The sequence below is a fragment of the Nocardioides sp. cx-169 genome (genome assembly GCF_021083605.1).
In the GTDB taxonomy this organism is placed as follows: Bacteria; Actinomycetota; Actinomycetes; order Propionibacteriales; family Nocardioidaceae; genus Nocardioides.
The window spans coordinates 181,263-203,861 of the sequence record NZ_JAJNRO010000010.1 but is presented as its reverse complement, the minus strand read 5'-3'; the positions used below and the strand labels follow the sequence as shown (position 1 = coordinate 203,861).

Here is a 22,599-nt window from a genome sequence, read left to right as displayed (position 1 = left end):
GAAGGGAGTGGGGGCATCACCCCGATCCCTGGCAGAGACGAGAAGCCGATGGACCAGCAGCACACCTCCTGGGCAGTGACCAGGGAGGGCGTCCGGCACCAGCTCACCCTGAGTGCCGAGGGTCTGACCCTGCGCGAGTCCGACGGCGAGGGGGTCGCCCACTACTCCTGGGGGGAGGTGCCGCTGGTCGTGTTCCCGACCCCGCTCAGCGTCGAGCTGCACACCGAGCACGCCGGGGTGATCAACCTCGCGGTGCACGCAGGCTCGATCCAGCGTGACCTGCGCGAGACCCTGCACGAGCTCGGGGTCAGCGTCCGGACGCCGCCGAGGCCCGCCCCTTTGACGGTCGATCTGGACGACCGCGTGACCCAGCGGCGGCGCCCCAAGTATGTCGACGGGGCGGGCTACCTGGCGCTCGGCCTGGCCATCAACGTGATCGGGGCGCTCATGCTCCTGGCGTCCTCGAACGCCCAGACCAGCGCGACGGCCGGTGGGATCACGGCCGGGTACGTGATCGCGTGGCTGACTATTGGCGTCGGCTCGCTCGTCTCGAGCATCGGGGTGGTCGCCATCGGCGTCACCATCGGGCTGCGGCGGGCGGTCGACCTCATGGGTCCGCCCTCGCAGTGGGGGGCCTGGCGGTAGGAGTCGTCCGACGAGGTCTGAGACCCCGACCACCGACCGGCGTCAGGGGCGAGTGACGTCCCCGAGGTCGAGCCGGAAGCGCTTGCCGGTGACGGCCACGGGGATCAGCTCGACGACGTCGTACTTGGGCGTGGAGACCCACGGCCGGCCGGGCAGGTCGTCGGCGCGGCCCCGCTCGTCCTCCTCGAGCCGGCGCAGGACGCCGCGGGCCACGACGGACCAGGCACCCTCGAGGTCGTGCCAGTCGATCTCGAAGGCGACGTCGCTCTGCAGTGCGGCGGCCAGCAGCTTGTTGCCCGGCGCCGTGCGGAACAGCAGGCTGCGGTTGTCGATCAGGTAGTTGATCGGGACGATGTGGACCTCGTCGACCAGGCGGTAGGCCAGGCGGCCGAACTCCTCCAGCTCGAGCAGCTCCCAGCACTCCTCGAGTGTCAGGTCCTCGACCGGTTCGTGGACGGACTGTGCGGTCATCATGGTGCTCACCTCGTTCCGGGGCCGACGGGCAGCTGCGCGTCGTGGTCTCGATGCTGGTACCTCGAGCGCGCCAGCAGGAGGGTCCTTGGTCCCGTCGCCTACGGACCTCAGGCCGTCACCAGGCCCCGCGGCGAGACCCGCTGAGCGGGCCGCCGTCTGGACCCCGGTCCCGGGCCATGGTTAGGCTCCTGAAGTCCAGGGAATGGACCTGTCGACCTATCCGGCGCGCCCGGCGCCGGGACAGAGGTTGTCGAACGAGGACGGTCCGGATGCCGCTTTCACTGCCACGAGAGACCGGCGTACCGGTGCGACTTGCGATCATCACCGACGAGGACGTCGTGTACCGGGGCCTGTCCTCCGTGGTGGTGGAGATGGGCGCGCGGATCCAGCTGCTCGGCCGCACCGTGGACCTCACCGCCGACCCGGGCGTCGACGTCGTGCTGTACGACGTCGCCGGTCTCAGCAGCGGCAGTGCCGACGAGCTCGAGTGGCTGGTCAAGGAGTCCCACGCCGCCGTAGTGGCGATCGCCCGCGACCTGCGCCCCGACCTGGCCAGCCGCGCCCTCGAGAAGGGCGTCGACGGCGCCATCTCGATGTCGGCCGGCACCCAGGAGATCATCCGGGCGATCGAGGCGGCCGCGGCCGGCGACCTCGCGGGGGACCACTCCCCCGAGGCCACCGACTACACCGCCAACCCGAGCCGGCTCGGAGTCGCCGAGGGTCTCTCGCCGCGCGAGGTCGAGGTGATGGGCCTGATCACCCAGGGCCTCGGCAACGACGACATCGCGCATCGGCTCTACCTGAGCATCAACTCGGTGAAGACCTACATCCGCTCGGCCTACCGAAAGACCGGCGTCACCAGCCGAAGCCAGGCCATCGCGTGGTCGGTGCAGCACGGCTTCGCACTCGGCGATGTCCCCGACGCCCCCGCGCAGGGCACCGACGGGCCGTAGGTCGCCTCGCCCTCGCCATGCCCCCGTCGGGTCCGCCGCCGGGCGCGAGTCGCGATCGTGAGCAACTTGTGAGCGAGAAGCGCTGCGCCCCGGCCACGATGCGACATACCGTGTCCACGTCGTATCGGACGGGTCGGGTGATCTGAGAACACGCCGCACTCTGCGTCGCATATGACCGAAACCACCGCTCCGCCTACGAGTAAGAGGCGGACCGGTGGTCTTCGTCATTGACGTTACACCCGGCCGGGATTCCTCCGCGCTCCGCACAATTCACCCGGAGGGATGAGGCGTACGTCACACCACCTCAGTACGTTGGCGGCGTCGGCGGTCTCGAGAGTCAGGGCTTACGCAGCCCTATCGGGAGGACTGCACCTCGAAAGAGACCGCCGACGCCATCCTCCCCGGGTCTCCCGCCGGACGAAGGGCCCGAACGGCGTCATCCGGGGTGATCTACGTCCACTTGGGCGCAAGCCGTTGGGGCGAGGCCGCTCGTCGGCTACCGTGGTGACTGCCGGACCGCTGGCGACCCGAGACGCCAGCGGTTCGGCCTCTTCATGCCTCGTCTCGCGCCCTGGCCGGCCTACGACGGGGTCAGCAGCACGGCGGGCACCCACTCCTCGACCAGCTGCCACGCGTCGGGTCGCAGCTGCACCACGTACGCCACCCGGCCCTCCCAGCCCGTCTCCGCCTGGCGCCACTCCACGAGCAGCCCTGGCCGCTTCACCCCGTGGCGGTCGAGGGCATCGGCGACCCAGCAGTGCCGCGCGGGACACGTCTCGCGCGGTGGGGCAGCTGCGGGACCAGGGGGCGCGCCCGGGCGGACGCGCTCGGAGAGTGGCACCCCGATGCCCTGCTTTCCCCAGCCGCCGCCCATCCCTCCATGGTCTCACACGTTCGAACACACGTTCGACTCAGTGGAGCCTCCGCCAGGTAGGGCTCGTCGGTCATCGCACGCCTCAGTCGGAGGCCGTCTCCTCGTGGTGCGTGCCGGGGCGCGGCGCCCAGGGCAGCTCCTTGGCCGGGCGTACGACGATCAGCCGGTCGCCACGGGCCAGCTGGGTGACGACCGGGTCGAAGTAGCGGTAGACCTTCTCGTCACGCACGACCGAGATCACCTGGTCGGGCAGCTGCTGGGGCTGCTTGCCGACCTCGCTGACCAGCAGGTCGCGCTCGGCCACCTCGAGCCCCTCGCCGTAGGTGAGCAGGTCCTCCATGACCGAGCCCAGCGTCGGCGACAGCGACGAGAGTCCCAGCAGCCGGCCGACGGCGTCGGAGGAGGTGATGACGGAGTTGGCGCCGGACTGGCGCATCAGCGGGGCGTTCTCCTGCTCCTTGACCGCCGCGACGATCCAGGCATCGGGGTTGAGCTGACGGACGGTCAGCGCGGAGAGGACGTTGGAGTCGTCGCGGTTGGTGGTGATGATGATCTGGTCGGCCTCCCCCACTCCGGCGCGGCGCAGCACCTCACGACGCGTGGCGTCGCCGGAGACGACCGCCAGTCCGTCGGCGTGCGCGTCGGCGAGCGCGGTCGGGCTCGGATCGACGATCACGATCGCCTCGCGGTTCTGGCCGTTGTTGACCAGGGTGTCCACGGCGCTCCTGCCCTTCGTGCCGTAGCCGACGACGACGACGTGGTGGCCCATGTTCTTCCTCCAGCGAGAGACCCGGAACATCTCCCGGCCCTGCGACGCCAGCACCTCGAGGGTGGTGCCGATCAACAGGACCAGGAAGGCGATGCGGGCGGGGGTGATGATGAACGCGTTGACGAGTCGTGCGCCGTCGGTGACGGGGGCGATGTCGCCGTACCCGGTCGTGCTGAGCGTGACGGTCGTGTAGTAGATCGCGTCGATGAGGCTGATCTCGTTGTCCGGGTCGTTGCCGTCGACGTAGCCCTTGCGGTCGAGGTAGACCAGGAGCACGGTGCCGACCAGGATCCCGAGCGCCGCGAGCAGCCGGCGACCGAGCTCCCACCATGGGGAGCGGACGACCTCGGGCAGTGCGATGCGCCCACGGAAGGCGCTACCCGCCTGGTCCCCCGTCACGTCCACCACAGGGCGAATCTAGTGGACGCCCCTCACGGCTCCGCTCAGGACCGCTCCTTCGTCATGCGGTTCCTCAGCAGGTGCACGAGCTCCAGGCGCGCGTGGGCGGTGCCCTTCTGCGGGAAGACCGTGTCGAACGCGGCGTTGACGGCCGCGCCGATGAGCACGGCCAGCGCCAGGATGTAGAGCCACAGGAGCACCGCGATGGGCGCCGCGAGCGGCCCGTAGATCGACGTGGAGTCGGCGGCGGTCACGGTGAGCACCCAGCGCAGGACATAGGAGCCCACGATCCACGCGACCAGCGAGAACGTGGCGCCCGGGAGGTTGAAGCTCCAGTTGGTCCGCACCGGCACCGACAGGTGGTAGAGCGTGGCGAGGAAGCACACGCAGACCGCCACGACGACCGGCCAGTAGAAGCCCATCACGAACTGCGCGCTGTCGGGCAGGGCCTCGCTGACCAGCTTGGGTCCGGCGACCACCAGGGGGATCGAGACCGCGCCGGTGATCAGGGCGAGGATGTAGAGCACGAAGGACAGCGCCCGGGTCTTGATGATCCCGCGGTGCCCGCCGAGCCCGTGCATGATCGTGATGGTGTCGATGAAGACGTTGAGCGCGCGCGAGCCCGACCAGAGGGCGAGCACGAAGCCGAGCGAGACCACGTCGAAGCGGCCGGTCTCGAGCTCCTCCATGGTGCGGACGACGATCTGGTTGACGGCGCTGTCGGTGAGGAACGACGACGACAGGTCGACCACGGCCTGGCGGACGTCCTCGACCTGGGCGGTGGTGAAGCGGTCCGAGACGTAGCCGATGGCACCCGCGAGCGCGAAGATCAGCGGCGGCACCGACAGTACCGCGAAGAACGCCGCCTCGGCGGCCAGACCGGTCACGCGGTAGCGCAGGCAGGCGCTCACGGTGGTGACGACGAGCCGCCAGAGGGTCTCGCCGTGGCGCGCGAGGCTCCTGGCCCGGCCCGGTGAGGCGGTGTCCTGGGTGTCCGCCGCCATGGCTCTACGGTAGTCGTATGGCACTCCCGGACCCGCCAACCCCGACGCGCCGCGAGGTGCGCGTCACCACCAACCAGGCGCCTCCGCTCGTCGGTCACAACGTCGTCACCGCCGACGCCGCGCTCAGCGAGGCGGTGCTCCACCACGCCGGCCCCGAGGTCCTGGAGGACCTGGTGGCCCTGGGTGCCGAGGCCGGCACCGCGGAGGCGCGCGAGCACGGCCGGCTCGCCAACGAGCACCACCCGGTGCTCACGCCGTACGACCGGTACGGCGAGCGGATCGACGAGGTCGTCTTCCACCCCTCGTGGCACTGGCTGATGGAGCGCGCGGTCGGCCACGGCCTCGCCGCGACGCCGTGGGAGCAGCAGGAGGCCGGCAGTCCGCACGCGCACCTGCGCCGGGCCGCGGGCTTCATGGCGTGGTCGCACACCGAGCCGGGCCACGGCTGTCCGATCTCGATGACGTACGCGGCCGTGCCCGCGCTCCGCGCCGACGACGCGGTTGCGAAGGAGTGGACACCGCTGCTGGCCTCGACGACCTACGACCCTGGCCTGCGCCCCATCGCGCAGAAGCGCGGCGCCCTCGTCGGCATGGGCATGACCGAGAAGCAGGGCGGCTCCGACGTGCGGGCCAACGTGACCGTGGCGCGGCCGACCGCGGTGGACGGCGAGTACACGCTGCACGGGCACAAGTGGTTCACCTCCGCCCCGATGAACGACATGTTCCTGGTGCTGGCGCAGACCGACGGGGGCCTCACCTGCTTCGTGCTCCCCCGCGTCCTGCCCGACGGCACCCGCAACCAGCTCGACGTCGTCCGACTCAAGGACAAGCTGGGCAACCGCTCCAACGCCTCCTCGGAGCTGGAGCTCGACGGCACGCTCGCCCGCCGGCTCGGTGATGAGGGACGCGGGGTACGCACCATCATCGAGATGGTGGCCGCCACCCGGCTTGACTGCGTGCTGGGGTCGGCGTCGCTGATGCGGCGCGCGGTCTCGGAGGCCTCGTGGCACGCCGCGCACCGCTCGGCGTTCGGCTCCCTGCTGGCCGACAAGCCGCTGATGCAGAACGTCCTGGCCGACCTGGCCGTGGAGTCCGAGGCCGCGACGGCGCTCGCGCTGCGGCTCGCGTCGGCTGTCGACCGAGGCGACGACCCGCACGAGGCGGCGCTGCGGAGGATCGCGCTGCCGCTCGCGAAGCTCTGGGTCTGCAAGCGCACGCCCGCCCACGTGGCGGAGGCCCTGGAGTGCCTCGGTGGCAACGGCTACGTCGAGGAGTCGGTCCTGCCGCTGCTCTACCGCGAGGCGCCGCTCAACTCGGTCTGGGAGGGCTCGGGCAACGTCAACGCGCTCGACGTCCTGCGGGCCCTCGCGCGTGAGCCGGAGGCCCTGGCCGCATGGATCACCGAGGTCGGCCTGGCCCGGGGCGCCGACGCGCGCCTCGACCGCGCCGTCGACGACACCCTGGCGATGCTCGGGGAGTCCGCGTCGCTGGAGGTCGGCGCCCGCCGCCTCGCCGCGCGCATGGCGCTGTGCCTGCAGGGCTCGCTGCTCGTGCGCTTCGCGCCGCCCGAGGTCGCCGACGTCTTCTGCGCCTCGCGCCTCGGCTCGTCGTACGACGGGGTCTACGGCGCGCTGGCCTCCGGGGACCTGCGCGCCATCGTCGACCGCACCCTGCCTACCGACCGCTGACCCGTCAGAGAGTGTCTGACGGGTCAGCGGTGCGGCGAGCTAGGACAGGACCAGTCCGGGGTAGAGCGGGTGCTTGTCGAGCATCTCGGCGGAGGCGTCCTTGACCTTGTCGGCGATGCCGTCGCCGAGGGCGTAGGACGCCTTCGACGGGCCGCCGGCCTTGGTGGTGCCGGGCTGGGTGTTCTGCAGGACGTGGACGATCAGCTCGGCCACCTGGTCGAACTCGTCGTGGCCGAAGCCGCGGGTCGTGAGCGCGGGGGTGCCCAGGCGGATGCCGGAGGTGTACCAGGCGCCGTTGGGGTCCGAGGGAATCGAGTTGCGGTTGGTCACGACGCCCGCGTCGAGCAGCGCCGACTCGGCCTGACGGCCGGTGAGGCCGAAGCCGGAGACGTCGAGCAGCACCAGGTGGTTGTCGGTGCCGCCGGTGACGAGCCTGGCGTCGCGCTTGAGGAACCCCTCGGCCAGCGACTTGGCGTTGTCGGCGACCTTCTGAGCGTAGGCCTGGAACGACGGCTGGCGCGCCTCGGCCAGCGCGACCGCCTTGGCGGCCATGACGTGCGAGAGCGGGCCGCCGAGCACCATCGGGCACCCGCGGTCGACCGACGAGGCGTACTCCTCGGTGGCCAGCACCATCCCGCCGCGCGGGCCGCGCAGGCTCTTGTGGGTCGTGGTCGTCACGACGTGCGCGTGCGGGACCGGGTCCTCGTCACCGGTGAAGACCTTGCCGGCCACCAGCCCGGCGAAGTGCGCCATGTCGACCATGAGCGTGGCGCCGACCTCGTCGGCGATCTCGCGCATCTTGGCGAAGTTCACGCGCCGGGGGTACGCCGAGTAGCCGGCCACCAGGATCAGCGGCTTGAACTCGCGGGCCTTGGCCGCCACGGCGTCGTAGTCGAGCAGCCCCGTCTCCGGGTCGGTGCCGTACTGCTGCTGGTGGAACATCTTGCCGCTGATGTTGGGACGGAAGCCGTGGGTGAGGTGGCCGCCGGCGTCCAGGCTCATCCCGAGCAGCCGCTGGTTGCCGAGCTCGTGGCGCAGCGACTCCCAGTCTGCGTCGGTGAGCTCGTTGATGTTCTTCGAGCCGGCCTTCTCCAGCCAGGGGCCCTCGACCCGGTGGGCCAGGATCGACCAGAACGCGACCAGGTTGGCGTCGATCCCGGAGTGCGGCTGGGCGTAGGCGTACTCGGCCCCGAAGAGCTCACGTGCGTGCTCGGCGGCGAGCGCCTCGACGGTGTCGACGTTCTGGCAGCCGGCGTAGAAGCGGTGCCCGACCGTGCCCTCGGCGTACTTGTCGCTGAACCAGGTCCCCATCGTCAGCAGCACCGCGGGCGAGGCGTAGTTCTCGCTCGCGATCAGCTTGAGCGAGCCGCGCTGGTCGGCCAGCTCCTTGCGGGTCGCGTCGGCGATGCGAGGCTCCACCGAGGCGATGACCTCGAGGGCTTGGGAGTAGGCGCTGCTGGTCAGGGCATCGATGTCGGCCATGACCGCAGCCTAGTGATCCGGCGGGCGGCGGCCCAACGACCGCCGCACGCCGGACGCTCAGGGGTTCGACCGACGCGCGGGACGTGCGGGCACGCGCGCCGACGCCGCGGTCCCGGCCTTGACCGCCCAGCGGCCGTAGGCGTAGCACTCGGCGCTGCTGCAGGCGTAGTAGATGCCGAAGCCGTCGCGCGAGACGCCGGAGGGACCGCCGCCGAGCTCGTCCTGGAAGAAGATGTTGCCGTAGGTCGCACCGCCGCGGTTGAGCTCGTAGAAGCAGGCCCAGCCCGCGGGTCCGACGCGTCCCGGGCCGGGGCACTCGGTGGTCATGGCGGCGCCCGAGTTGATGTAGGTGACCCGCGAGAGCGGGATGTCGCCGGGCAGTCGGCTGGGCAGCGTGACCGCGTCCGCGACGTACCCGTCCGCGTTGCCACCCCACGCGCCCCACAGCCCGGACTGGACCGTCCCGGGCGCGGCCGCCACGCTCCTCAGCTGGGTGGAGTCCAGCCCGTCGAGGCGGTTGGCGTCGGGCGCCTTGGCGATGATGTCGTTGGGCAGGCGACCCTGCTTGTTGGTCGCGACCAGCTTGCCGGCGCGCTTCTTCACCGAGGCTCCGGCGCCCACGGCGCTCTTGTGGTCGACGGTGTCGGCGTTGGTGATCTTGGCGGCGACGCTGGGGGCGGCGAGCACGAGGACGCTGACGACGAGCGCCACGGCGGCGCTGCGCAGGTCGCGACTGAGCTGCTCTCGGCGGAACAGGCGGGGGCGGGTGATCGGTGTCATGGGCGGTTCCTCTCGGAGGGGAGTTCCACGTTCCTCCGCCCTGCGCTCCCCCGCATGACACGGATGGGTCATATCCCCTGCCCATCCCCTCCCAGGGTGGCCGGTGTGACCTGCGCCGCACTACTCACCAGTACAGGCGTGGAGGCCTCAACGAGGGTCTTAGATGCTGGACTCGCATTCCACATCATGAGATTTCAGGTTGTGGGCACCTCGTCCGAACCCTGAGACTGCTTGACATGATCAGCGCCCGGACGCACGCCTACCTCGTGGTACGTCGCCACGTGGACTTCGGGCGCACGCGCAGCGCGATGTGTTGGCCCCGCTGAACAACGCCACCCCGATCATCCCGCGCCGGCCCGTCCGAGGCCCGCGGCACTCAGCGAAGGACCAGCTCCTCATGCCCGATCAGCGCTTCCAGGCCAAGCCTCCCGCCCACACCGAGGTCCCCCGCCCCAAGCGGGCCGAGGGTCAGTGGGCGTTCGGCTACACCGAGCCGCTGAACAAGAACGAGCAGTCCAAGAAGGACGACGACCCGCTCAACGTCCGCGCCCGGATCATCAACATCTACTCCAAGCGCGGCTTCGCCTCGATCGACCCCGCCGACCTGCGCGGCCGCTTCCGGTGGATGGGCCTCTACACCCAGCGCGCGCCCGGCTTCGACGGCGGCAAGACCGCGACACTGGAGGAGGAGGAGCTCGACGACGAGTTCTTCATGCTCCGTGTGCGCTCCGACGGCCGACTCCTGGACCACGAGGCAGTGCGGACCCTGGGCCGCATCGGGGTCGACTTCGCCCGTGACACCGCCGACGTCACCGACCGCGAGAACATCCAGTACCACTGGATCCGCGTCGAGGACGTTCCGGAGATCTGGGACCGGCTCGACGCCGCCGGGCTCAGCAGCCTCGAGGCCTGCGGCGACTCCCCGCGGCCCTTCCTCGGCTCGCCGGTCGCCGGCGTCGCCCAGGACGAGATCATCGACGGCACCCGGGCGCTGGAGGAGATCTTCGAACGCTTCATCGGCAACCCCGACTTCTCCAACTTCCCGCGCAAGTTCAAGACCGCGGTGACCGGCCACCCGAGCCACGACGTCTCCCCCGAGACCAACGACATCTCCTTCGTCGGCACCGTCCACCCCGAGCTCGGCCCCGGCTTCGACCTCTGGGTCGGCGGCGGCCTGTCCACCAACCCGATGCTCGCCGCCCGGATGGGCGTCTGGGTCCCGCTGGACGAGGTGGCCGACGTCTGGGCCGGCGTGGCCGGCATCTTCCGCGACTACGGCTACCGCCGGCTGCGCTCCCGGGCGCGCCTGAAGTTCCTGGTCGCCGACTGGGGCATCGAGAAGTTCCGCGAGGTCCTCGAGAACGAGTACCTCGGCCGCCCGCTCGTCTCCACCCCCTCGCCGCCGTCCCCGGTGGGCCACCGCGACCACATCGGCGTCCACCCGCAGAAGGACGGCAAGTTCTACGTGGGCATCGCGCCCACGGTCGGTCGGGTGTCCGGCACGCTGCTGGTGCAGCTGGCCGACCTGATCGAGGAGTACGGCGTGGCGGGCGCCCGCCTCACGCCGTACCAGAAGATCGTGCTGATCGGCGTCGACGAGGCTCAGGTCGAGCCGCTCGTCGCCCGGCTCGACGCCATCGGGCTCTCGGCGCGGCCCTCCAACTGGCGGCGCAACACGATGGCCTGCACCGGCATCGAGTTCTGCAAGCTGGCGATCGTCGACACCAAGGAGCGCGCCCGCGCGCTCGTGGGCGAGCTGGAGAAGCGCTTCCCCGACCTGGACACGCCGATCACGGTCAACGTCAACGGCTGCCCCAACGCCTGCGCCCGCACGCAGGTCGCCGACATCGGGCTCAAGGGCCAGCTGGTCATGTCCGACGGCGCGCAGGTCGAGGGCTTCCAGGTGCACCTCGGCGGCGCCACCGGCCTGGAGGCCAACTTCGGTCGCAAGCTGCGCGCCCACAAGGTCACCAGCGCGGGCCTGGACGACTACATCACCGTGGTCGTCGGCAACTTCCTCGCCGACCGCACCGAGGGTGAGCGCTTCGCCACCTGGGTGGCGCGCGCCGACGAGGAGCTGCTACGCGGCGAGAAGGCGTTGACCACGCTATGAGCCCACTCCGCGACGTTCTCGCCCTCCCCCGCCTCGCTCCTCCGTCCGACAGGCTCGCGGGGACCCCGAGATGAGCAACGAGCGCGCTGTGCCGTTCCACTGCCCCTACTGCGCCGACGACAACCTGTGGCCGCACGAGTCGGACGACTCGTCGGTCAAGGGTGCCTGGGAGTGCCGGTCCTGCCAGCGCGCGTTCACCGTGAAGATGCTCGGCATGCTGCGACGCGAGGTGCAGGCATGAGCACCCCCACCAGCCACTCGCTGCGCTCGCGCCTCGCCGGGGGCCCCGCATGACCACCGCCACCACCGCCGCCGCCCGCGCCAACCGCGGCTCCCACACCGCCGGCCGCTCCCCCGAGGAGCTGCGCGAGCTGGTGTCCCACTGGGGTGCGGAGCTCGAGCTGGCCCCGGCCGAGCACATCATCGAGTGGGCCGCCGCCACGTTCGGCGAGCGGTTCTGCATCACCTCCTCGATGGGCGACGCCGTGCTCGCCGACCTGGCCGCCAAGACGGTGCCGGGCATCGACGTCGTCTTCCTCGACACCGGCTACCACTTCATCGAGACCATCGGCACCCGCGACGCCGTCCAGGCCACCCTCGACGTCAACCTGCTCACCATCACCCCCGTGCAGTCGGTGGCCGAGCAGGACGCCGCGTACGGCAAGGACCTCTACAAGACCGACCCCGACCTGTGCTGCGCGCTGCGCAAGGTCACGCCGCTGGCCGAGTCGCTGGCGTCGTACGACGCCTGGGCGACGGGGCTGCGCCGTGCCGAGACGCACAACCGGGTGATCGCACCGGTGATCGGCTGGGACGCCAAGAAGGGCAAGGTCAAGGTCTCTCCGCTCGCGCGGTGGACCGACGAGCAGGTCGATCGCTACATCGCCGAGAACGGCGTGCTGGTCAACCCGCTCGTCTACGACGGCTACCCCTCCATCGGGTGCGCACCGTGCACCCGGCGCGTCGCCCCCGGCGAGGACCCGCGCAGCGGCCGCTGGGCCGGCACCAACAAGACCGAGTGCGGGATCCACTCATGACCCCGATCCCAGCCCGACAGCGTCGTCGGCCCACCGAAGCACCCGCAACCCTGGAGAGGAGGCCACGCTGATGGCCGCTCCCGCCCTGGTGGCCCTGGCTCACGGCAGTCGTGACCCACGGTCGACCAAGACCATCACCGCCCTGGTCGCCGAGGTCAAGGCGATGCGTCCCGACCTGCGCGTCGAGAAGGCGTTCCTGGACCTGGCGAAGCCGGGCTTCCAGGCGGTCGTCGATCGCCTGGTCAAGGCCGGGCACGACGAGATCGTCGTCGTACCGCTGCTCCTGACCGAGGCGGCCCACGCCGCCAAGGACGTACCGGACGCCGTCGCCGAGGCCACCTCTCGCCACCCCGGGCTGCAGATCCGGGTCACCTCGATCCTCGGGCTCGAGGCGTGTTTCCTGGAGGTGCTCGACGAGCGCCTGCGCGAGTCGCTGCGCCGCTCGCGGGTCCGTGAGCTGGACGCCCTGGTCCTGGCCGCGGCCGGCTCCACCGACCCGCTCGCCAACCAGGCCGTCTCCCGCCTGGCCCGGCTATGGGGCACCCACCACAAGCTGCCGGTCAGCGCGGCGTACGCCGCCAGCGCCCCGCCGGCCACCGGCGAGGCCGTACGCACCTTCCGTGCCGAGGGCCGCCGCCACATCGCGGTCGCGTCGCTCTTCCTGGCCCCCGGCGACCTGGTCGACCGAGCCGCGGAGCTCGCCCTCGAGGCGGGCGCCGTCGCCGTCTCCGAGCCCCTCGGCGCCCACCCCGAGGTGGCCCGCACGATCCTCGCCCGCTACGCCGTCGGCGCCGTCGAGCTCGTCCCCGTCTGACGCCGACCCGTCAGCCGACGAGCTGGGTGAGCAGGCGCTCGAGCTGGCGGGGCGGATCGGCGGTGACGCCGCCGTGGACGGGGCCGGGCTGCAGCACCGTGCTCTTGGGGGCCTTGAGGAAGCCGAAGCGCTGGCCGAGGGGCTGGGCCGCGGCCGCCCCCCCTCGAGGATCGCCGGCGCAGATGGCCTCGACGTAGGCGAGCGCATCGCAGACCTGGTCGACGTCGAGGCGCGGGTCGAGGGCGAGCAGGCGATCCCGGTCGGCGTTCCAGGCGACGCCTAGGTAGTCGGTGGCCTGGCAGTAGACGACCACGCCGACGTTGAGGAACTCCTCGCGCTCCACGCGGGGCACGCAGCGCAGCACCACGTACTGGTAGGCGAGGCGGGCGGTCATCGGCCGGCCTCCGTCGGGAGCCACTGCCGGGTGCCCAGGCGGGCGGTGAGGAAGTCGACGTACGCCGCCCGCAGCGTGGCCGGGTCCCCGGCGCCGGGCACCCCCTCCAGCCAGGCGTCAGGCACCTGCGCAACGACCTCGGCGAGCAGCTCGGGGGTCACCAGCGCGGAGAGCCGCTCGTCGGTGGCTCCCAGGTCCGCGACGCGGTCCAGCAGCACGTGATCGCTCGGGTCCCAGGGCTGGGCGGCGAAGCGGGCCGGGTCGGTCACGCCCCCCGACCAGGCGTGGTGGAAGTACAGCGAGGCGCCGTGGTCGATCACCCACAGGTGCCCGTGCCAGAGCAGGAGGTTGGGGTTGCGCCACGTGCGGTCGACGTTGGCACAGAAGGCGTCCAGCCAGACGATCGCCGCCGCGTCGCCGGCGTCGGCCGGCAGCTCGCCGTCGTACCCGAAGGAGCCGGGCAGGAAGTCGACTCCGAGATTGAGCCCGGGGCTGGCGTTGAGCAGGTCCTGGACCTCCTCGTCGGCCTCGTAGCGCGCGATCTGCGGGTCCAGGTCGAGGGCGACCAGACGCGGGGTGTCGAGGCCGAGGTGGCGCGCGAGCTCCCCCACGATGACCTCCGCGACCAGGACCCGCACGCCCTGGCCGGCGCCGCGGAACTTGCAGACGTAGGTGCCGAGGTCGTCGGCCTCCACGATCCCGGGCAGGCTGCCGCCCTCGCGCAGCGGCGTGATGTAGCGAGTGACGGAGACGGTCTCGATCACGCCACCGGCACCTCGTTCAGGAGCCGGGCGCGCTGCTCCTCGACGTCGAAGTCCGCTGGCGGCCAGGTCGGTGCCATCTGCAGGAGCTTCTCGTGGAGCAGTCGGGCGATGGTGAGGTTGCGGAACCACTTGCGATCGCTCGGCACGACGTGCCAGGGCGCGACTTCGGTGTTGGTGCGCTCCAGTGCGACCTCGTAGGCCTCCCGGTACGCCACCCAGTGGGCGCGCTCGTCGACGTCGCCGGGGCTGAACTTCCAGTACTTCGCCGGGTTGTCGAGGCGGGCGAGGAGCCGCTCCTTCTGCTCGGCCGCGGAGATGTGCAGCATGCACTTGAGCACCACGGTCCCGGCTGCGACCAGCTCCTGCTCGAACTCGTTGATCGCGTCGTAGCGGCGCTCGATCTCGTCGGCGTCGGCGAGCTGGTGCACGCGCCCGATCAGCACGTCCTCGTAGTGCGAGCGGTCGAACACGCCGATGTGCCCGGGCTCGGGCAGCGCCTGGCGGATGCGCCACAGGAAGTCGTGACGGAGCTCCTCGGCGGTGGGCGCCTTGAACGCCGTGATCTGCACCCCCTGGGGGTCGACCACGCCCACGGTGTGGCGCAGTACCCCGCCCTTGCCTGAGGTGTCCATGCCCTGCAGGATCAGCAACAGCCGACGCGGGGATCCGGTGGTGCGCTCGGCGAAGAGCCGCTCCTGGACATCGGCCAGCTCGGGGGCGAGCGCCGCCAAGGCCGCCTCCCCCGCCTCCTTGTCGCCGTCGAAGCCGGGGGTCGCGTCCGTCGGGATGTCCTTCAGAGACACGGGGCCGGGGGGGAGGCGCACCAGGGGCTCGACGGTCGCGGGGGTCATGGGAGCACTATCCCAGCCCGGTCAGCCGAGCACGGTCGCCACGTCCAGGGTGCAACCGACGACGGTCGCGACGCCGCCGTCGCTCTGTGGCTCGTCGAACCAGACGCCTCGGCTGAAGCCGACCTTGTCGAGCACCCTCAGCGAGGCGGCGTTGCGGTGGTCGGGCGCCGCGAACAGCGACCGGGCGTCGGGGAAGCGCCGCAGCGCCCGCGGCATCCAGGCCCACAGCAGGCGGGCGCCGAAGCCCCGGCCCAGCCAGCTCGGCTCCCCGATCGCGTAGTCCACCCCGATCGCGTCGGGGTCAGGCGTGAGCATCGCGAAGTCCGGGTGGTCGCGGACCCGGTAGTCCTGCAGGAACCCCACGGAGCGGCCGTTGACCTCGGCGACGTGCATGCGGGTCGGCGTCATGCCGTCGATCGAGGGACCGTAGCGGGCGGTGACCCCCTCGAGGGTGGTGTCACCGTCGGTGGGCCACCAGCGGCGGACGTGGTCCGCGACGAGCCAGCGCGCCATGTCCGGGAGGTCGCCTGGGGTCATCGGGCGCACGGCGACCCGGTTGTCGTGGTCGACCAGGAACTGCTTGACCTCGCCGGACAGGTCGACCGGGACCGGCTCGGCGGGCCGACTGGCGACGGTACGGCGCGCGGCGGCGGCCCACGACTCGCCCTCGTGCACGGCACCGAGGAGGTCGTGACCGCGGTCGCGCACGACCAGCCGCACGGCAGGTCCGCTCATCCGTGCGCGGAGCCGCCGCGTCGTACGACCGGCGGCTGGCTCGACCACGGGAAGTCGATCCAGCGCTCGGTGTGACGCCAGACGTAGTCGGGCTGCACCACCGTCCACGGCTTCTCGTAGATGACCGCACTGCGAGCCTCGGCGACGTGGCCGGCGCAGAACTCCTGGACGATCTCCAGGGTCTTGCCGGTGTCGGCCACGTCGTCGGCGATGAGGACCTTGAGCCCGGACAGGTCCACCGCCGCCGGGGTCGGCGGGAGCATGATCGGGACATCGAGGCGGGAGTCGACGCCGGTGTAGAACTCGACGTTGACCGCGGAGAGGTTCTTCACGTCAAGCGCGTAGCCCAGGCCCATGCCCAGACCCAGTCCACCGCGCGCGATGCAGAGCACCAGGTCCGGCTCGTAACCGTCCTCGGCGACCATCTGCGCCAGGTCGCGCACCGCGCCGCCGAACATCTCGTAATTCAGGATCTCGCGTTCATCGGCCACGGGGTGATTGTGGCATCCCGCTGCCGCGAGCCTTCCCCGCTCGCGAGCGGCACCGTCGCTAGAGATCGGCGGGGGCCTCGCGATCGGCGGCCTGGAGCTCGTCCTTGACGACGCGGAAGGCGAGACCGGAGCCGTAGCCCTTGCGGGCGAGCATGCCCACCAGGCGGCGCGTGGCGGTGGTGTCGTCGACGCGGGTCAGGGTGCGCAGCTTCTTACGGACCAGCAGCCGCGCGGAGTGCTCCTCGTCGGCCGGGTCGATCTCGTCGAGGGCCTCGCGGGCGACCTCGTCGTCGATGCCCTTGCGGCGCAGCTCCTGGGCCAGCGCGCGGCGGGCCAGGCCCTTGCCGGGCTGACGACTGGCCACCCAGAGCCGAGCGAAGGACTCGTCGTCGACGAGCCCGACCTCCTCGAACCGGTCGAGCAGGCGGGTCGCCAGCTCGTCGGGGACCCCCTTCTTGGCCAGCTTGGTGGCCAGCTCGCTGCGGGAGCGCGCCTGGCCGGTCAGCTGGTCCAGCAGGATCTTGCGGGCGACCGACTCCAGGTCGGCGTCCGGCCCCGTGGCCACCGGGTCGTCGGGGGGTGGTGACGGCGCGGAACGCGTCCACGCCGCCACCCCGTCCCGGACATCACCGAGCCAGGGGTCGGACTCAGAAGGAGTCGACACCGATCGGCTCGTCGCTCAGGTCGTCGGCGGGCGTGTCGACCTGGGGGCCGACGCCGAGCTTCTCGAGGATCTTCTTCTCCAGCTCGTTGGCCAGGTCGGGGTTGTCCTTGAGGAAGGTACGGGCGTTCTCCTTGCCCTGGCCGAGCTGGTCGCCCTCGTAGGTGTACCAAGCGCCGGCCTTGCGGACCAGGCCGGCCTCGACGCCGACGTCGATCAGGCCGCCCTCGCGGCTGATCCCCTTGCCGTACATGATGTCGAACTCGGCCTGCTTGAACGGCGGGGCCACCTTGTTCTTCACGACCTTGACCCGGGTCCGGTTGCCGACCATATCGGTGCCGTCCTTGAGGGTCTCGATGCGACGCACGTCAAGACGGACCGAGGAGTAGAACTTCAGCGCCTTGCCACCGGTGGTGGTCTCGGGCGAGCCGAACATCACGCCGATCTTCTCGCGGAGCTGGTTGATGAAGATCATCGTGGTGCCGGAGTTGTTGAGGGCACCGGTCATCTTGCGCAGCGCCTGGCTCATCAGCCGGGCCTGCAGTCCGACGTGGCTGTCGCCCATCTCGCCCTCGATCTCGGCTCGGGGCACGAGCGCCGCGACCGAGTCGATGACGATCAGGTCGAGCGCGCCCGAGCGGATCAGCATGTCGGCGATCTCGAGCGCCTGCTCACCGGAGTCGGGCTGCGAGACCAGCAGGGCGTCGGTGTCGACGCCGAGCGCCTTGGCGTAGTCGGGGTCGAGCGCGTGCTCGGCGTCGATGAACGCCACGATGCCGCCAGCACGCTGGGCGTTGGCCACCGCGTGCAGGGCGACGGTCGTCTTGCCGGAGGACTCCGGCCCGTAGATCTCCACGACTCGACCACGCGGGAGTCCGCCGAGGCCCAGAGCCACGTCGAGCGCGATCGACCCCGTGGGGATGACTTCGAGGGGGGCGCGCGTCTCGTCGCCCAGGCGCATGACCGAGCCCTTGCCGAACTGCTTCTCGATGTTGAGCAGTGCCGCGTCGAGGGCCTTGTCGCGGTCTCCACCAGCCATGATGTGTCCGTCCTTCGTCTGTGTGTGCGAGCTTCGTCGGTTGTCGTCGTCGTCTGGTTGGACGCTAGACCCGACCGCCGACAGTCCGCCTCCCCGGCGGGCGGGGCTGTGGATGGCGCCGGCGCCAGCCGGTGGCTGCGCCTGCTTACGAAGACCAACCTAGCCCGAACACCTGTTCGATCCGCGCTTGGCCGTCCGGCGTGTCGCGCCAGGAGTGCGGACTCGGCGCCGCCGGCTCGTCCGGGGCGGCCAGCGCCGCGACCAGCCCGCCCAGCAGGAAGGCCCCGATGGCCGCCGCGAGCGTGCTGCTGGCGAGCCGCGGCACCCACGGACGGGCGGGCGGAGCCCCGTGGAAGCGGTGGGTCAACGCATGGCCCTAATGGCACAGCCGGTCAGGCAGTGCAGGGTGGCGCCGGCGGCCATCGCGTTGCGGCCGGACGCCTCCCGATGGGCTTGGTGTGCGATCCCGGCGTGGTCGTGGCTCACGGCCGCCTCCTTGCGTAATTACCCTAGGGGGGTATAGTACCGAGACATGCAGATCCCGTCGAGCACCCTGGCGCGTGCCCTGGTGTTCGTGGCCGGTTTGGCGCTCGTCTTCGGCGTCGCCCTAGCCGCCGGCGCCACCCTCGGCCCCGTCGACACCGAGCCGCGCGGCCACGACGACACCCACGTGGAGCCCATCGGATCGCAGGCCACCGCCTCCCCGCAGAGCGTGCCCGGTGGCCTCCAGTCCGCGCAGGGCGGCTACCGGCTGGTGCTGGCCGACACCCGCCTCTCCCCCGGCGCCGGCCGCCCGGTGTCGTTCACCATCGAGGGGCCCGAGGGCCCGGTCGCCGAGTACGACGTCGCGCACACCAAGCTCCTGCACCTGATCGCCGTCCGCCGAGACTTCGAGGGGTTCCAGCACGTCCACCCCACGCTCGCCGCGGACGGCACCTGGGCCACCACCCTCGACCTCACCGGCGGCAGCTGGCGGGTCTTCGCGGACTTCACCCCCGCCGAGGGCGAGCCGCTCACGCTGGGCGCCGACCTCGCCGTCCCGGGCCCTGCCGCGGCCACCGACCCGCGGCCGGAGACCCGCAGCGTGACCGTCGACGGCTACACGGTCACGCTCACGGGCGACCTCCTCGCCGGCGCCCACTCCGAGCTCACGCTCACCGTCACCCGCGACGGCCGCCCGGTGAGCGACCTGCAGCCCTATCTCGGGGCCTACGGCCACCTGGTCGCGCTGCGCGAGGGCGACCTGGCCTACCTGCACGTGCACCCCACCGGCGAGCCGGGCGACGGCGTCACGGCCCCGGGCCCGGACGTGACGTTCGGGGTGGAGGTGCCCAGCCAGGGCGACTACCAGCTCTACCTCGACTTCCGCCACAACGGCGTCGTCCGTACGGCACACCTCGCCCTTCCCGCCTCCGCTGACGGGCACGACGACGGCGGGCACGACGACGGCGGGCACGACGACGGCGGGCACGGCCCCTAGCGCGCGCATCGTCGTACCCTCGGCGGGTGGTCCACGAGCTCTCCCGCACCGACGCGCGGCGGTTGGCGCTGCGCGGGCAGCTGTTGACCGGGGAGCGCCCCGACGACTGGCTCGCGGTGCTGCGCCGACTCACGATCCTCCAGCACGACCAGACCAACCACGTCGCCCGCAACGCCGACCTGGTGCTCTGGACCCGGCTCGGGTCTTCCTACTCCCCCGACGACCTCGCCACCGCCGTCGAGGAGCAGCGGGTCCTGGAGCTGGAGGGCCGCCTACGACCCTGCGAGGACCTGGCCCTGTTCCGCGCAGACATGGCCGACTGGCCGGGGCGCGGCCGGCTGCGGCCGTGGCAGGAGGAGCAACGGCAGTGGGTGGAGGCCAACACCGCCTGCCGGCTCGACATCCTCGACCGGCTGCGGATGGCGGGCCCGCTGCCCGCGAGCGAGCTCCCCGACACCTGCGCGCGGCCGTGGCGCTCGAGCGGGTGGAACAACCACCGCAACGTCGTCATGCTGCTCCACCTGCTGGTCGCTCGCGGCGAGGTGGCCTCGGCCGGGCGTGAGGGCCGCGAGACGCTGTGGGACCTGGCCGAGCGCGTCTACCCCGACGACCCGGTCGTGCCCGCCCCGGAAGCGGCGCGCGTGCGTGACGAGCGCCGACTGCGCTCCCTCGGGATCGCCCGTGCCCGCGCCGCGGCCGTGCCCGGCGAGCCCTCCACCAGCGGAGATGCGGGTGAGCCGGCCGTCATCGAGGGAGTCAAGGGCCGGTGGCGGGTGGATCCCCAGCTGCTCGAGGAGCTGTTCGCTCAGCCGTTCACCGCGCGCGCGGCTCTGCTCTCCCCTCTCGACCGGCTCGTGTTCGACCGCCGACGGACCCACGAGCTGTTCGACTTCGACTACCAGCTGGAGATGTACAAGCCGCGTGACCAGCGCCGCTGGGGCTACTGGGCGCTCCCGGTCCTGTACGGCGACCGGCTGGTCGGCAAGCTCGACGCGACGGCCGACCGCAGGGAGGGCGAGCTCCGCGTCGACGCGCTCCACGAGGATGTGCCGTTCACGAAGGCCATGACCGCCGCCGTGGACGAGGAGATCCGCGACCTCGCCGGGTGGCTGGGTCTCGAGCTCGTGGTGGCCGACGAGACGTCGTAGTCGGCTCGAGCCCGTCAGCCGAGGAGACGCCGGCGAGCGGCAAAGGCGGCGGCCACGACGCCGAGGGCGAGCGCGGTCGTGGCCAGGGCGAGGACGGGGTAGCCGAGCAGCCCGACCACCAGGCCGGCGAGCCCGCCGGCGCCGGCCGCCGTCACGCCCATGGTGACGTCAGCCAGGCCCTGGACGTCGGTGCGGGAGTCGAGCGGCGCCAGGTCGGCCACCATCGTCGAGGCGGACACGGTGGCCAGCGACCAGCCCAGCCCCAGCAGGAACAGGCCGGCGAAGATCTGCCAGGACGTCCCCTCCGGTGCGGCCGAGCAGAGGACCAGCGAGACCAGCAGCACCACCCCACCAGCGGCCAGCACCGGCGGCCGGCCGGCACGGTCGGCGAGCAGCCCGACCACAGGCGAGAACGCGAACATGCCGAGCACGTGGACGCTGATCACGAATCCGATCAGGTCCAGCTCGGCGCCGCCGTGCTCCATGTGGATCGGGGTCATCGTCATCACCCCCACCATCGCGGCGTGCGCCCCGGCGAGGCCGGCGACGGCGAGCGCCAGCGCCGGCTCGGCTCGCAGGACGGCGCGGGCCCGGCCCCACGAGGTGCCGGTGGGAGGCGCGGCCGGACGCTCCGCGAGCTCACGGGCCAGCAGCAGCGGGTCCGGCCGGAGCCGGATGAGCACCACCACGGCGGCGAGCAGCATCCCGATGCCCCCGAGGGCGAAGGGCCCCGTCAGGACCGGGATGCCGAGCAGGTCGGCGAACGACGCAGCCGGTCCGGTCAGGTTGGGGCCGACGACCGCGCCGATGGTCGTGGCCCAGACCACGACGGACAGCGCCCGAGCCCGGCGTTCGGGAGCAGCCAGGTCCGTGGCGGCGTAGCGCGAGGCGTTGTTGGCCGCCGTCGTCGCGCCGATCAGGATCGCGCCGATCAGCAGCAGGAGCATCGACCCGATGACGCCGGCGACCACCGCCAGCAGCGCTCCGAGGGCGCCGAGCAGGAGCCCCGTGGCGAGGCCGACCCGGCGCCCGCGCGCGGACATCACCCGAGCCAGCAGGTACGACGCCCCGGCCGCGCCCAGCACCTGGAAGGTGCCGGCGAGCCCCGCCATGCTCTCCGACCCGGACAGGTCGCGCGCGAGCAGCGAGGCCGTGGCGATCCCGATCGTGATGCCGAGCGCGCCGACGGCCTGCGACAGCACCAGGGACCGGATCGTGGCCGCCTGCACGGCGGCCACGTCGACCGCCGCGCCCCTCAGCGTCGACACGGCCTCAGCGCTCGCGGTCGGGCAGCTCGAGGACGCGCCACACGACCGCCCACACCTGCTTGGGCTCGACGCCGGCGTCCAGCGCCTCGGTGACGGTGCGGCCACCGAGGTCGCTCATGACGAACGTGTCGGCCCACACCTGGTAGTAACCCGTCCCGAGAGCGGCCTCGAGCCGGGCCCGGAGCTCGGTGTGCCTCATCGACTCCTCCGCACGTCCCAGAGGTGGTGGACCGCGTCGTGCAGGTGGTAGCGCGCGATCGTGTCCACGGTGAACTCGCTGCCGTTGCTGCGCACGCCGCGCCTGTCCCACGCGTCGTGGGGCACGGCGTCATAGGTGTCGGCGACCCGGGCGGCGGCAGCGAGCAGCTCGGTCCCGACGGCGGCGGGCTCCTGCAGGTCGTAGCGCTCCGCGAGCGCGGTCTGGTCCTGGTCCCAGTTGGGAAAGGTCGGAGCGTCGTCCTCCAGCATCGACCGCACGCGAGCATCGAAGACGCGGTGGACGTCACGGACGTGGCAGGCGTACTCGGCCGTCGACCAGACGCCGGTCGTCCTCCGCCGCGCCGCATCGGGCTCGGCGAGCGCGGCCTGGAAGGCCTCGGCGTTGGCGCGCACAGCGGCACCCAGAGCGGCGCGCTCGACGTCGGCGGCCACGAACCCGCACTCGCCGCAGGGCCGCTCGAGCACCCAGGTCCAGTCCTTGGTGTCGGGCTCGACGGCGGAGGGGTTCGACATGACG

The 22,599-nt window shown here is 71.8% G+C and carries 26 protein-coding genes; 9 read left to right on the top strand and 17 right to left on the bottom strand.

Annotated elements, in window-relative coordinates:
• Positions 1-48 precede the first annotated feature (48 nt).
• Positions 49-645, top strand: coding sequence for a hypothetical protein (locus LRP67_RS16130; protein WP_231271186.1), 597 nt, complete (start codon positions 49-51; stop codon positions 643-645).
• Between the two features lie 42 nt (positions 646-687).
• Here the strand turns inward: LRP67_RS16130 and LRP67_RS16125 are convergent, their stop codons facing one another.
• The gene (locus tag LRP67_RS16125) at positions 688-1,119 is read right to left on the bottom strand and encodes a pyridoxamine 5'-phosphate oxidase family protein (RefSeq protein WP_231271185.1); all 432 of its coding nucleotides are present in this window, start codon (positions 1,117-1,119) and stop codon (positions 688-690) included.
• 269 nt (positions 1,120-1,388) lie between these two features.
• Between LRP67_RS16125 and LRP67_RS16120 the strand changes: the two genes are divergently transcribed.
• A complete protein-coding gene (locus LRP67_RS16120) occupies positions 1,389-2,072 on the top strand; it encodes a response regulator transcription factor (protein ID WP_231271184.1) in 684 nt (227 codons plus the stop codon).
• A gap of 580 nt (positions 2,073-2,652) precedes the next feature.
• Here the strand turns inward: LRP67_RS16120 and LRP67_RS16115 are convergent.
• The 3 genes from LRP67_RS16115 to LRP67_RS16105 form a co-directional block, all read right to left on the bottom strand.
• The gene (locus LRP67_RS16115; RefSeq protein ID WP_231271183.1) at positions 2,653-2,796 is read right to left on the bottom strand and encodes a hypothetical protein; all 144 of its coding nucleotides are present in this window, start codon (positions 2,794-2,796) and stop codon (positions 2,653-2,655) included.
• Between the two features lie 232 nt (positions 2,797-3,028).
• A complete protein-coding gene (locus LRP67_RS16110; protein WP_231271182.1) occupies positions 3,029-4,123 on the bottom strand; it encodes a TrkA family potassium uptake protein in 1,095 nt (364 codons plus the stop codon).
• A 35-nt stretch (positions 4,124-4,158) separates the two neighbouring features.
• Complete coding sequence (locus LRP67_RS16105) at positions 4,159-5,118, bottom strand: YihY/virulence factor BrkB family protein (RefSeq protein ID WP_231271181.1); 960 nt, start codon at positions 5,116-5,118, stop codon at positions 4,159-4,161.
• A gap of 17 nt (positions 5,119-5,135) precedes the next feature.
• Between LRP67_RS16105 and LRP67_RS16100 the strand changes: the two genes are divergently transcribed.
• Positions 5,136-6,806, top strand: a complete 1,671-nt coding sequence (locus LRP67_RS16100; protein WP_231271180.1) for an acyl-CoA dehydrogenase family protein — start codon at positions 5,136-5,138, stop codon at positions 6,804-6,806.
• Positions 6,807-6,845: 39 nt separating this feature from the next.
• Here the strand turns inward: LRP67_RS16100 and LRP67_RS16095 are convergent, their stop codons facing one another.
• Both LRP67_RS16095 and LRP67_RS16090 read right to left on the bottom strand, forming a co-directional pair.
• The gene (locus LRP67_RS16095) at positions 6,846-8,288 is read right to left on the bottom strand and encodes a glycine hydroxymethyltransferase (RefSeq protein WP_231271179.1); all 1,443 of its coding nucleotides are present in this window, start codon (positions 8,286-8,288) and stop codon (positions 6,846-6,848) included.
• 57 nt (positions 8,289-8,345) lie between these two features.
• Positions 8,346-9,068 (bottom strand): hypothetical protein, encoded by a 723-nt coding sequence (locus LRP67_RS16090; protein WP_231271178.1) that lies wholly within the window; start codon positions 9,066-9,068, stop codon positions 8,346-8,348.
• Between the two features lie 397 nt (positions 9,069-9,465).
• Here LRP67_RS16090 and LRP67_RS16085 point away from each other — a divergent pair, with 397 nt between their 5' ends.
• From LRP67_RS16085 to LRP67_RS16070, 4 genes are all read left to right on the top strand, one after another.
• Complete coding sequence (locus LRP67_RS16085) at positions 9,466-11,181, top strand: nitrite/sulfite reductase (RefSeq protein ID WP_231271177.1); 1,716 nt, start codon at positions 9,466-9,468, stop codon at positions 11,179-11,181.
• Between the two features lie 70 nt (positions 11,182-11,251).
• Positions 11,252-11,422, top strand: a complete 171-nt coding sequence (locus LRP67_RS16080; RefSeq protein ID WP_231271176.1) for a hypothetical protein — start codon at positions 11,252-11,254, stop codon at positions 11,420-11,422.
• 49 nt (positions 11,423-11,471) lie between these two features.
• Positions 11,472-12,218 (top strand): phosphoadenylyl-sulfate reductase, encoded by a 747-nt coding sequence (locus LRP67_RS16075; protein WP_231271175.1) that lies wholly within the window; start codon positions 11,472-11,474, stop codon positions 12,216-12,218.
• A gap of 70 nt (positions 12,219-12,288) precedes the next feature.
• On the top strand, positions 12,289-13,032 hold the full coding sequence (locus LRP67_RS16070; RefSeq protein ID WP_231271174.1) for a sirohydrochlorin chelatase: 744 nt from the start codon (positions 12,289-12,291) through the stop codon (positions 13,030-13,032).
• 10 nt (positions 13,033-13,042) lie between these two features.
• Here LRP67_RS16070 and LRP67_RS16065 read toward each other — a convergent pair whose 3' ends face one another.
• The 8 genes from LRP67_RS16065 to LRP67_RS16030 all read right to left on the bottom strand — a co-directional run bounded on the left by LRP67_RS16065 (position 13,043) and on the right by LRP67_RS16030 (position 18,334).
• A complete protein-coding gene (locus LRP67_RS16065) occupies positions 13,043-13,426 on the bottom strand; it encodes a DUF3037 domain-containing protein (RefSeq protein WP_231271173.1) in 384 nt (127 codons plus the stop codon).
• Complete coding sequence (locus LRP67_RS16060) at positions 13,423-14,190, bottom strand: HipA family kinase (protein WP_231271172.1); 768 nt, start codon at positions 14,188-14,190, stop codon at positions 13,423-13,425. The genes LRP67_RS16065 and LRP67_RS16060 overlap by 4 nt, the downstream gene beginning before the upstream one ends.
• Complete coding sequence (locus LRP67_RS16055) at positions 14,187-15,041, bottom strand: PPK2 family polyphosphate kinase (protein ID WP_231271171.1); 855 nt, start codon at positions 15,039-15,041, stop codon at positions 14,187-14,189. Before LRP67_RS16055 ends, LRP67_RS16060 begins: the two co-directional genes overlap by 4 nt.
• 21 nt (positions 15,042-15,062) lie before the next feature.
• Positions 15,063-15,776 carry a GNAT family N-acetyltransferase gene (locus LRP67_RS16050; RefSeq protein ID WP_231271170.1) on the bottom strand — a complete coding sequence of 238 codons (714 nt, stop codon included), beginning with the start codon at positions 15,774-15,776 and terminating at the stop codon, positions 15,063-15,065.
• On the bottom strand, positions 15,773-16,267 hold the full coding sequence (locus LRP67_RS16045; protein ID WP_231271169.1) for a phosphoribosyltransferase: 495 nt from the start codon (positions 16,265-16,267) through the stop codon (positions 15,773-15,775). Before LRP67_RS16045 ends, LRP67_RS16050 begins: the two co-directional genes overlap by 4 nt.
• 58 nt (positions 16,268-16,325) lie before the next feature.
• A complete protein-coding gene (locus tag LRP67_RS16040) occupies positions 16,326-16,931 on the bottom strand; it encodes a regulatory protein RecX (RefSeq protein WP_231242613.1) in 606 nt (201 codons plus the stop codon).
• On the bottom strand, positions 16,915-17,967 hold the full coding sequence (gene recA, locus LRP67_RS16035; protein ID WP_231242612.1) for a recombinase RecA: 1,053 nt from the start codon (positions 17,965-17,967) through the stop codon (positions 16,915-16,917). Before recA ends, LRP67_RS16040 begins: the two co-directional genes overlap by 17 nt.
• A 145-nt stretch (positions 17,968-18,112) precedes the next feature.
• Positions 18,113-18,334, bottom strand: coding sequence for a hypothetical protein (locus LRP67_RS16030; protein ID WP_231271168.1), 222 nt, complete (start codon positions 18,332-18,334; stop codon positions 18,113-18,115).
• A gap of 165 nt (positions 18,335-18,499) precedes the next feature.
• Here LRP67_RS16030 and LRP67_RS16025 point away from each other — a divergent pair, with 165 nt between their 5' ends.
• Both LRP67_RS16025 and LRP67_RS16020 read left to right on the top strand, forming a co-directional pair.
• Positions 18,500-19,447 (top strand): hypothetical protein, encoded by a 948-nt coding sequence (locus LRP67_RS16025; RefSeq protein WP_231271167.1) that lies wholly within the window; start codon positions 18,500-18,502, stop codon positions 19,445-19,447.
• A gap of 26 nt (positions 19,448-19,473) precedes the next feature.
• Positions 19,474-20,595, top strand: coding sequence for a DNA glycosylase AlkZ-like family protein (locus LRP67_RS16020; RefSeq protein ID WP_231271166.1), 1,122 nt, complete (start codon positions 19,474-19,476; stop codon positions 20,593-20,595).
• A 14-nt stretch (positions 20,596-20,609) separates the two neighbouring features.
• Here the strand turns inward: LRP67_RS16020 and LRP67_RS16015 are convergent, their stop codons facing one another.
• Genes LRP67_RS16015 through LRP67_RS16005 form a run of 3 tightly spaced genes read right to left on the bottom strand, consistent with a single transcriptional unit; the run spans position 20,610 to position 22,595 of the window.
• A complete protein-coding gene (locus tag LRP67_RS16015) occupies positions 20,610-21,863 on the bottom strand; it encodes an MFS transporter (protein WP_231271165.1) in 1,254 nt (417 codons plus the stop codon).
• 4 nt (positions 21,864-21,867) lie between these two features.
• Positions 21,868-22,062 carry a DUF3046 domain-containing protein gene (locus LRP67_RS16010; RefSeq protein WP_231271164.1) on the bottom strand — a complete coding sequence of 65 codons (195 nt, stop codon included), beginning with the start codon at positions 22,060-22,062 and terminating at the stop codon, positions 21,868-21,870.
• On the bottom strand, positions 22,059-22,595 hold the full coding sequence (locus tag LRP67_RS16005; protein WP_231271163.1) for a DinB family protein: 537 nt from the start codon (positions 22,593-22,595) through the stop codon (positions 22,059-22,061). Before LRP67_RS16005 ends, LRP67_RS16010 begins: the two co-directional genes overlap by 4 nt.
• Between the last annotated feature and the right edge of the window lie 4 nt (positions 22,596-22,599).

Coding starts and splice junctions, on each gene's coding strand:
- LRP67_RS16130 (WP_231271186.1), top strand. CDS start 49: ATGGACCAGCAGCACACCTCCTGGGCAGTGACCAGGGAGGGCGTCCGG.
- LRP67_RS16125 (WP_231271185.1), bottom strand. CDS start 1,119: ATGATGACCGCACAGTCCGTCCACGAACCGGTCGAGGACCTGACACTC.
- LRP67_RS16120 (WP_231271184.1), top strand. CDS start 1,389: ATGCCGCTTTCACTGCCACGAGAGACCGGCGTACCGGTGCGACTTGCG.
- LRP67_RS16105 (WP_231271181.1), bottom strand. CDS start 5,118: ATGGCGGCGGACACCCAGGACACCGCCTCACCGGGCCGGGCCAGGAGC.
- LRP67_RS16100 (WP_231271180.1), top strand. CDS start 5,136: ATGGCACTCCCGGACCCGCCAACCCCGACGCGCCGCGAGGTGCGCGTC.
- LRP67_RS16095 (WP_231271179.1), bottom strand. CDS start 8,288: ATGGCCGACATCGATGCCCTGACCAGCAGCGCCTACTCCCAAGCCCTC.
- LRP67_RS16090 (WP_231271178.1), bottom strand. CDS start 9,068: ATGACACCGATCACCCGCCCCCGCCTGTTCCGCCGAGAGCAGCTCAGT.
- LRP67_RS16085 (WP_231271177.1), top strand. CDS start 9,466: ATGCCCGATCAGCGCTTCCAGGCCAAGCCTCCCGCCCACACCGAGGTC.
- LRP67_RS16080 (WP_231271176.1), top strand. CDS start 11,252: ATGAGCAACGAGCGCGCTGTGCCGTTCCACTGCCCCTACTGCGCCGAC.
- LRP67_RS16075 (WP_231271175.1), top strand. CDS start 11,472: ATGACCACCGCCACCACCGCCGCCGCCCGCGCCAACCGCGGCTCCCAC.
- LRP67_RS16070 (WP_231271174.1), top strand. CDS start 12,289: ATGGCCGCTCCCGCCCTGGTGGCCCTGGCTCACGGCAGTCGTGACCCA.
- LRP67_RS16065 (WP_231271173.1), bottom strand. CDS start 13,426: ATGACCGCCCGCCTCGCCTACCAGTACGTGGTGCTGCGCTGCGTGCCC.
- LRP67_RS16055 (WP_231271171.1), bottom strand. CDS start 15,041: ATGACCCCCGCGACCGTCGAGCCCCTGGTGCGCCTCCCCCCCGGCCCC.
- LRP67_RS16050 (WP_231271170.1), bottom strand. CDS start 15,776: ATGAGCGGACCTGCCGTGCGGCTGGTCGTGCGCGACCGCGGTCACGAC.
- recA (WP_231242612.1), bottom strand. CDS start 17,967: ATGGCTGGTGGAGACCGCGACAAGGCCCTCGACGCGGCACTGCTCAAC.
- LRP67_RS16025 (WP_231271167.1), top strand. CDS start 18,500: ATGCAGATCCCGTCGAGCACCCTGGCGCGTGCCCTGGTGTTCGTGGCC.
- LRP67_RS16010 (WP_231271164.1), bottom strand. CDS start 22,062: ATGAGGCACACCGAGCTCCGGGCCCGGCTCGAGGCCGCTCTCGGGACG.
- LRP67_RS16005 (WP_231271163.1), bottom strand. CDS start 22,595: ATGTCGAACCCCTCCGCCGTCGAGCCCGACACCAAGGACTGGACCTGG.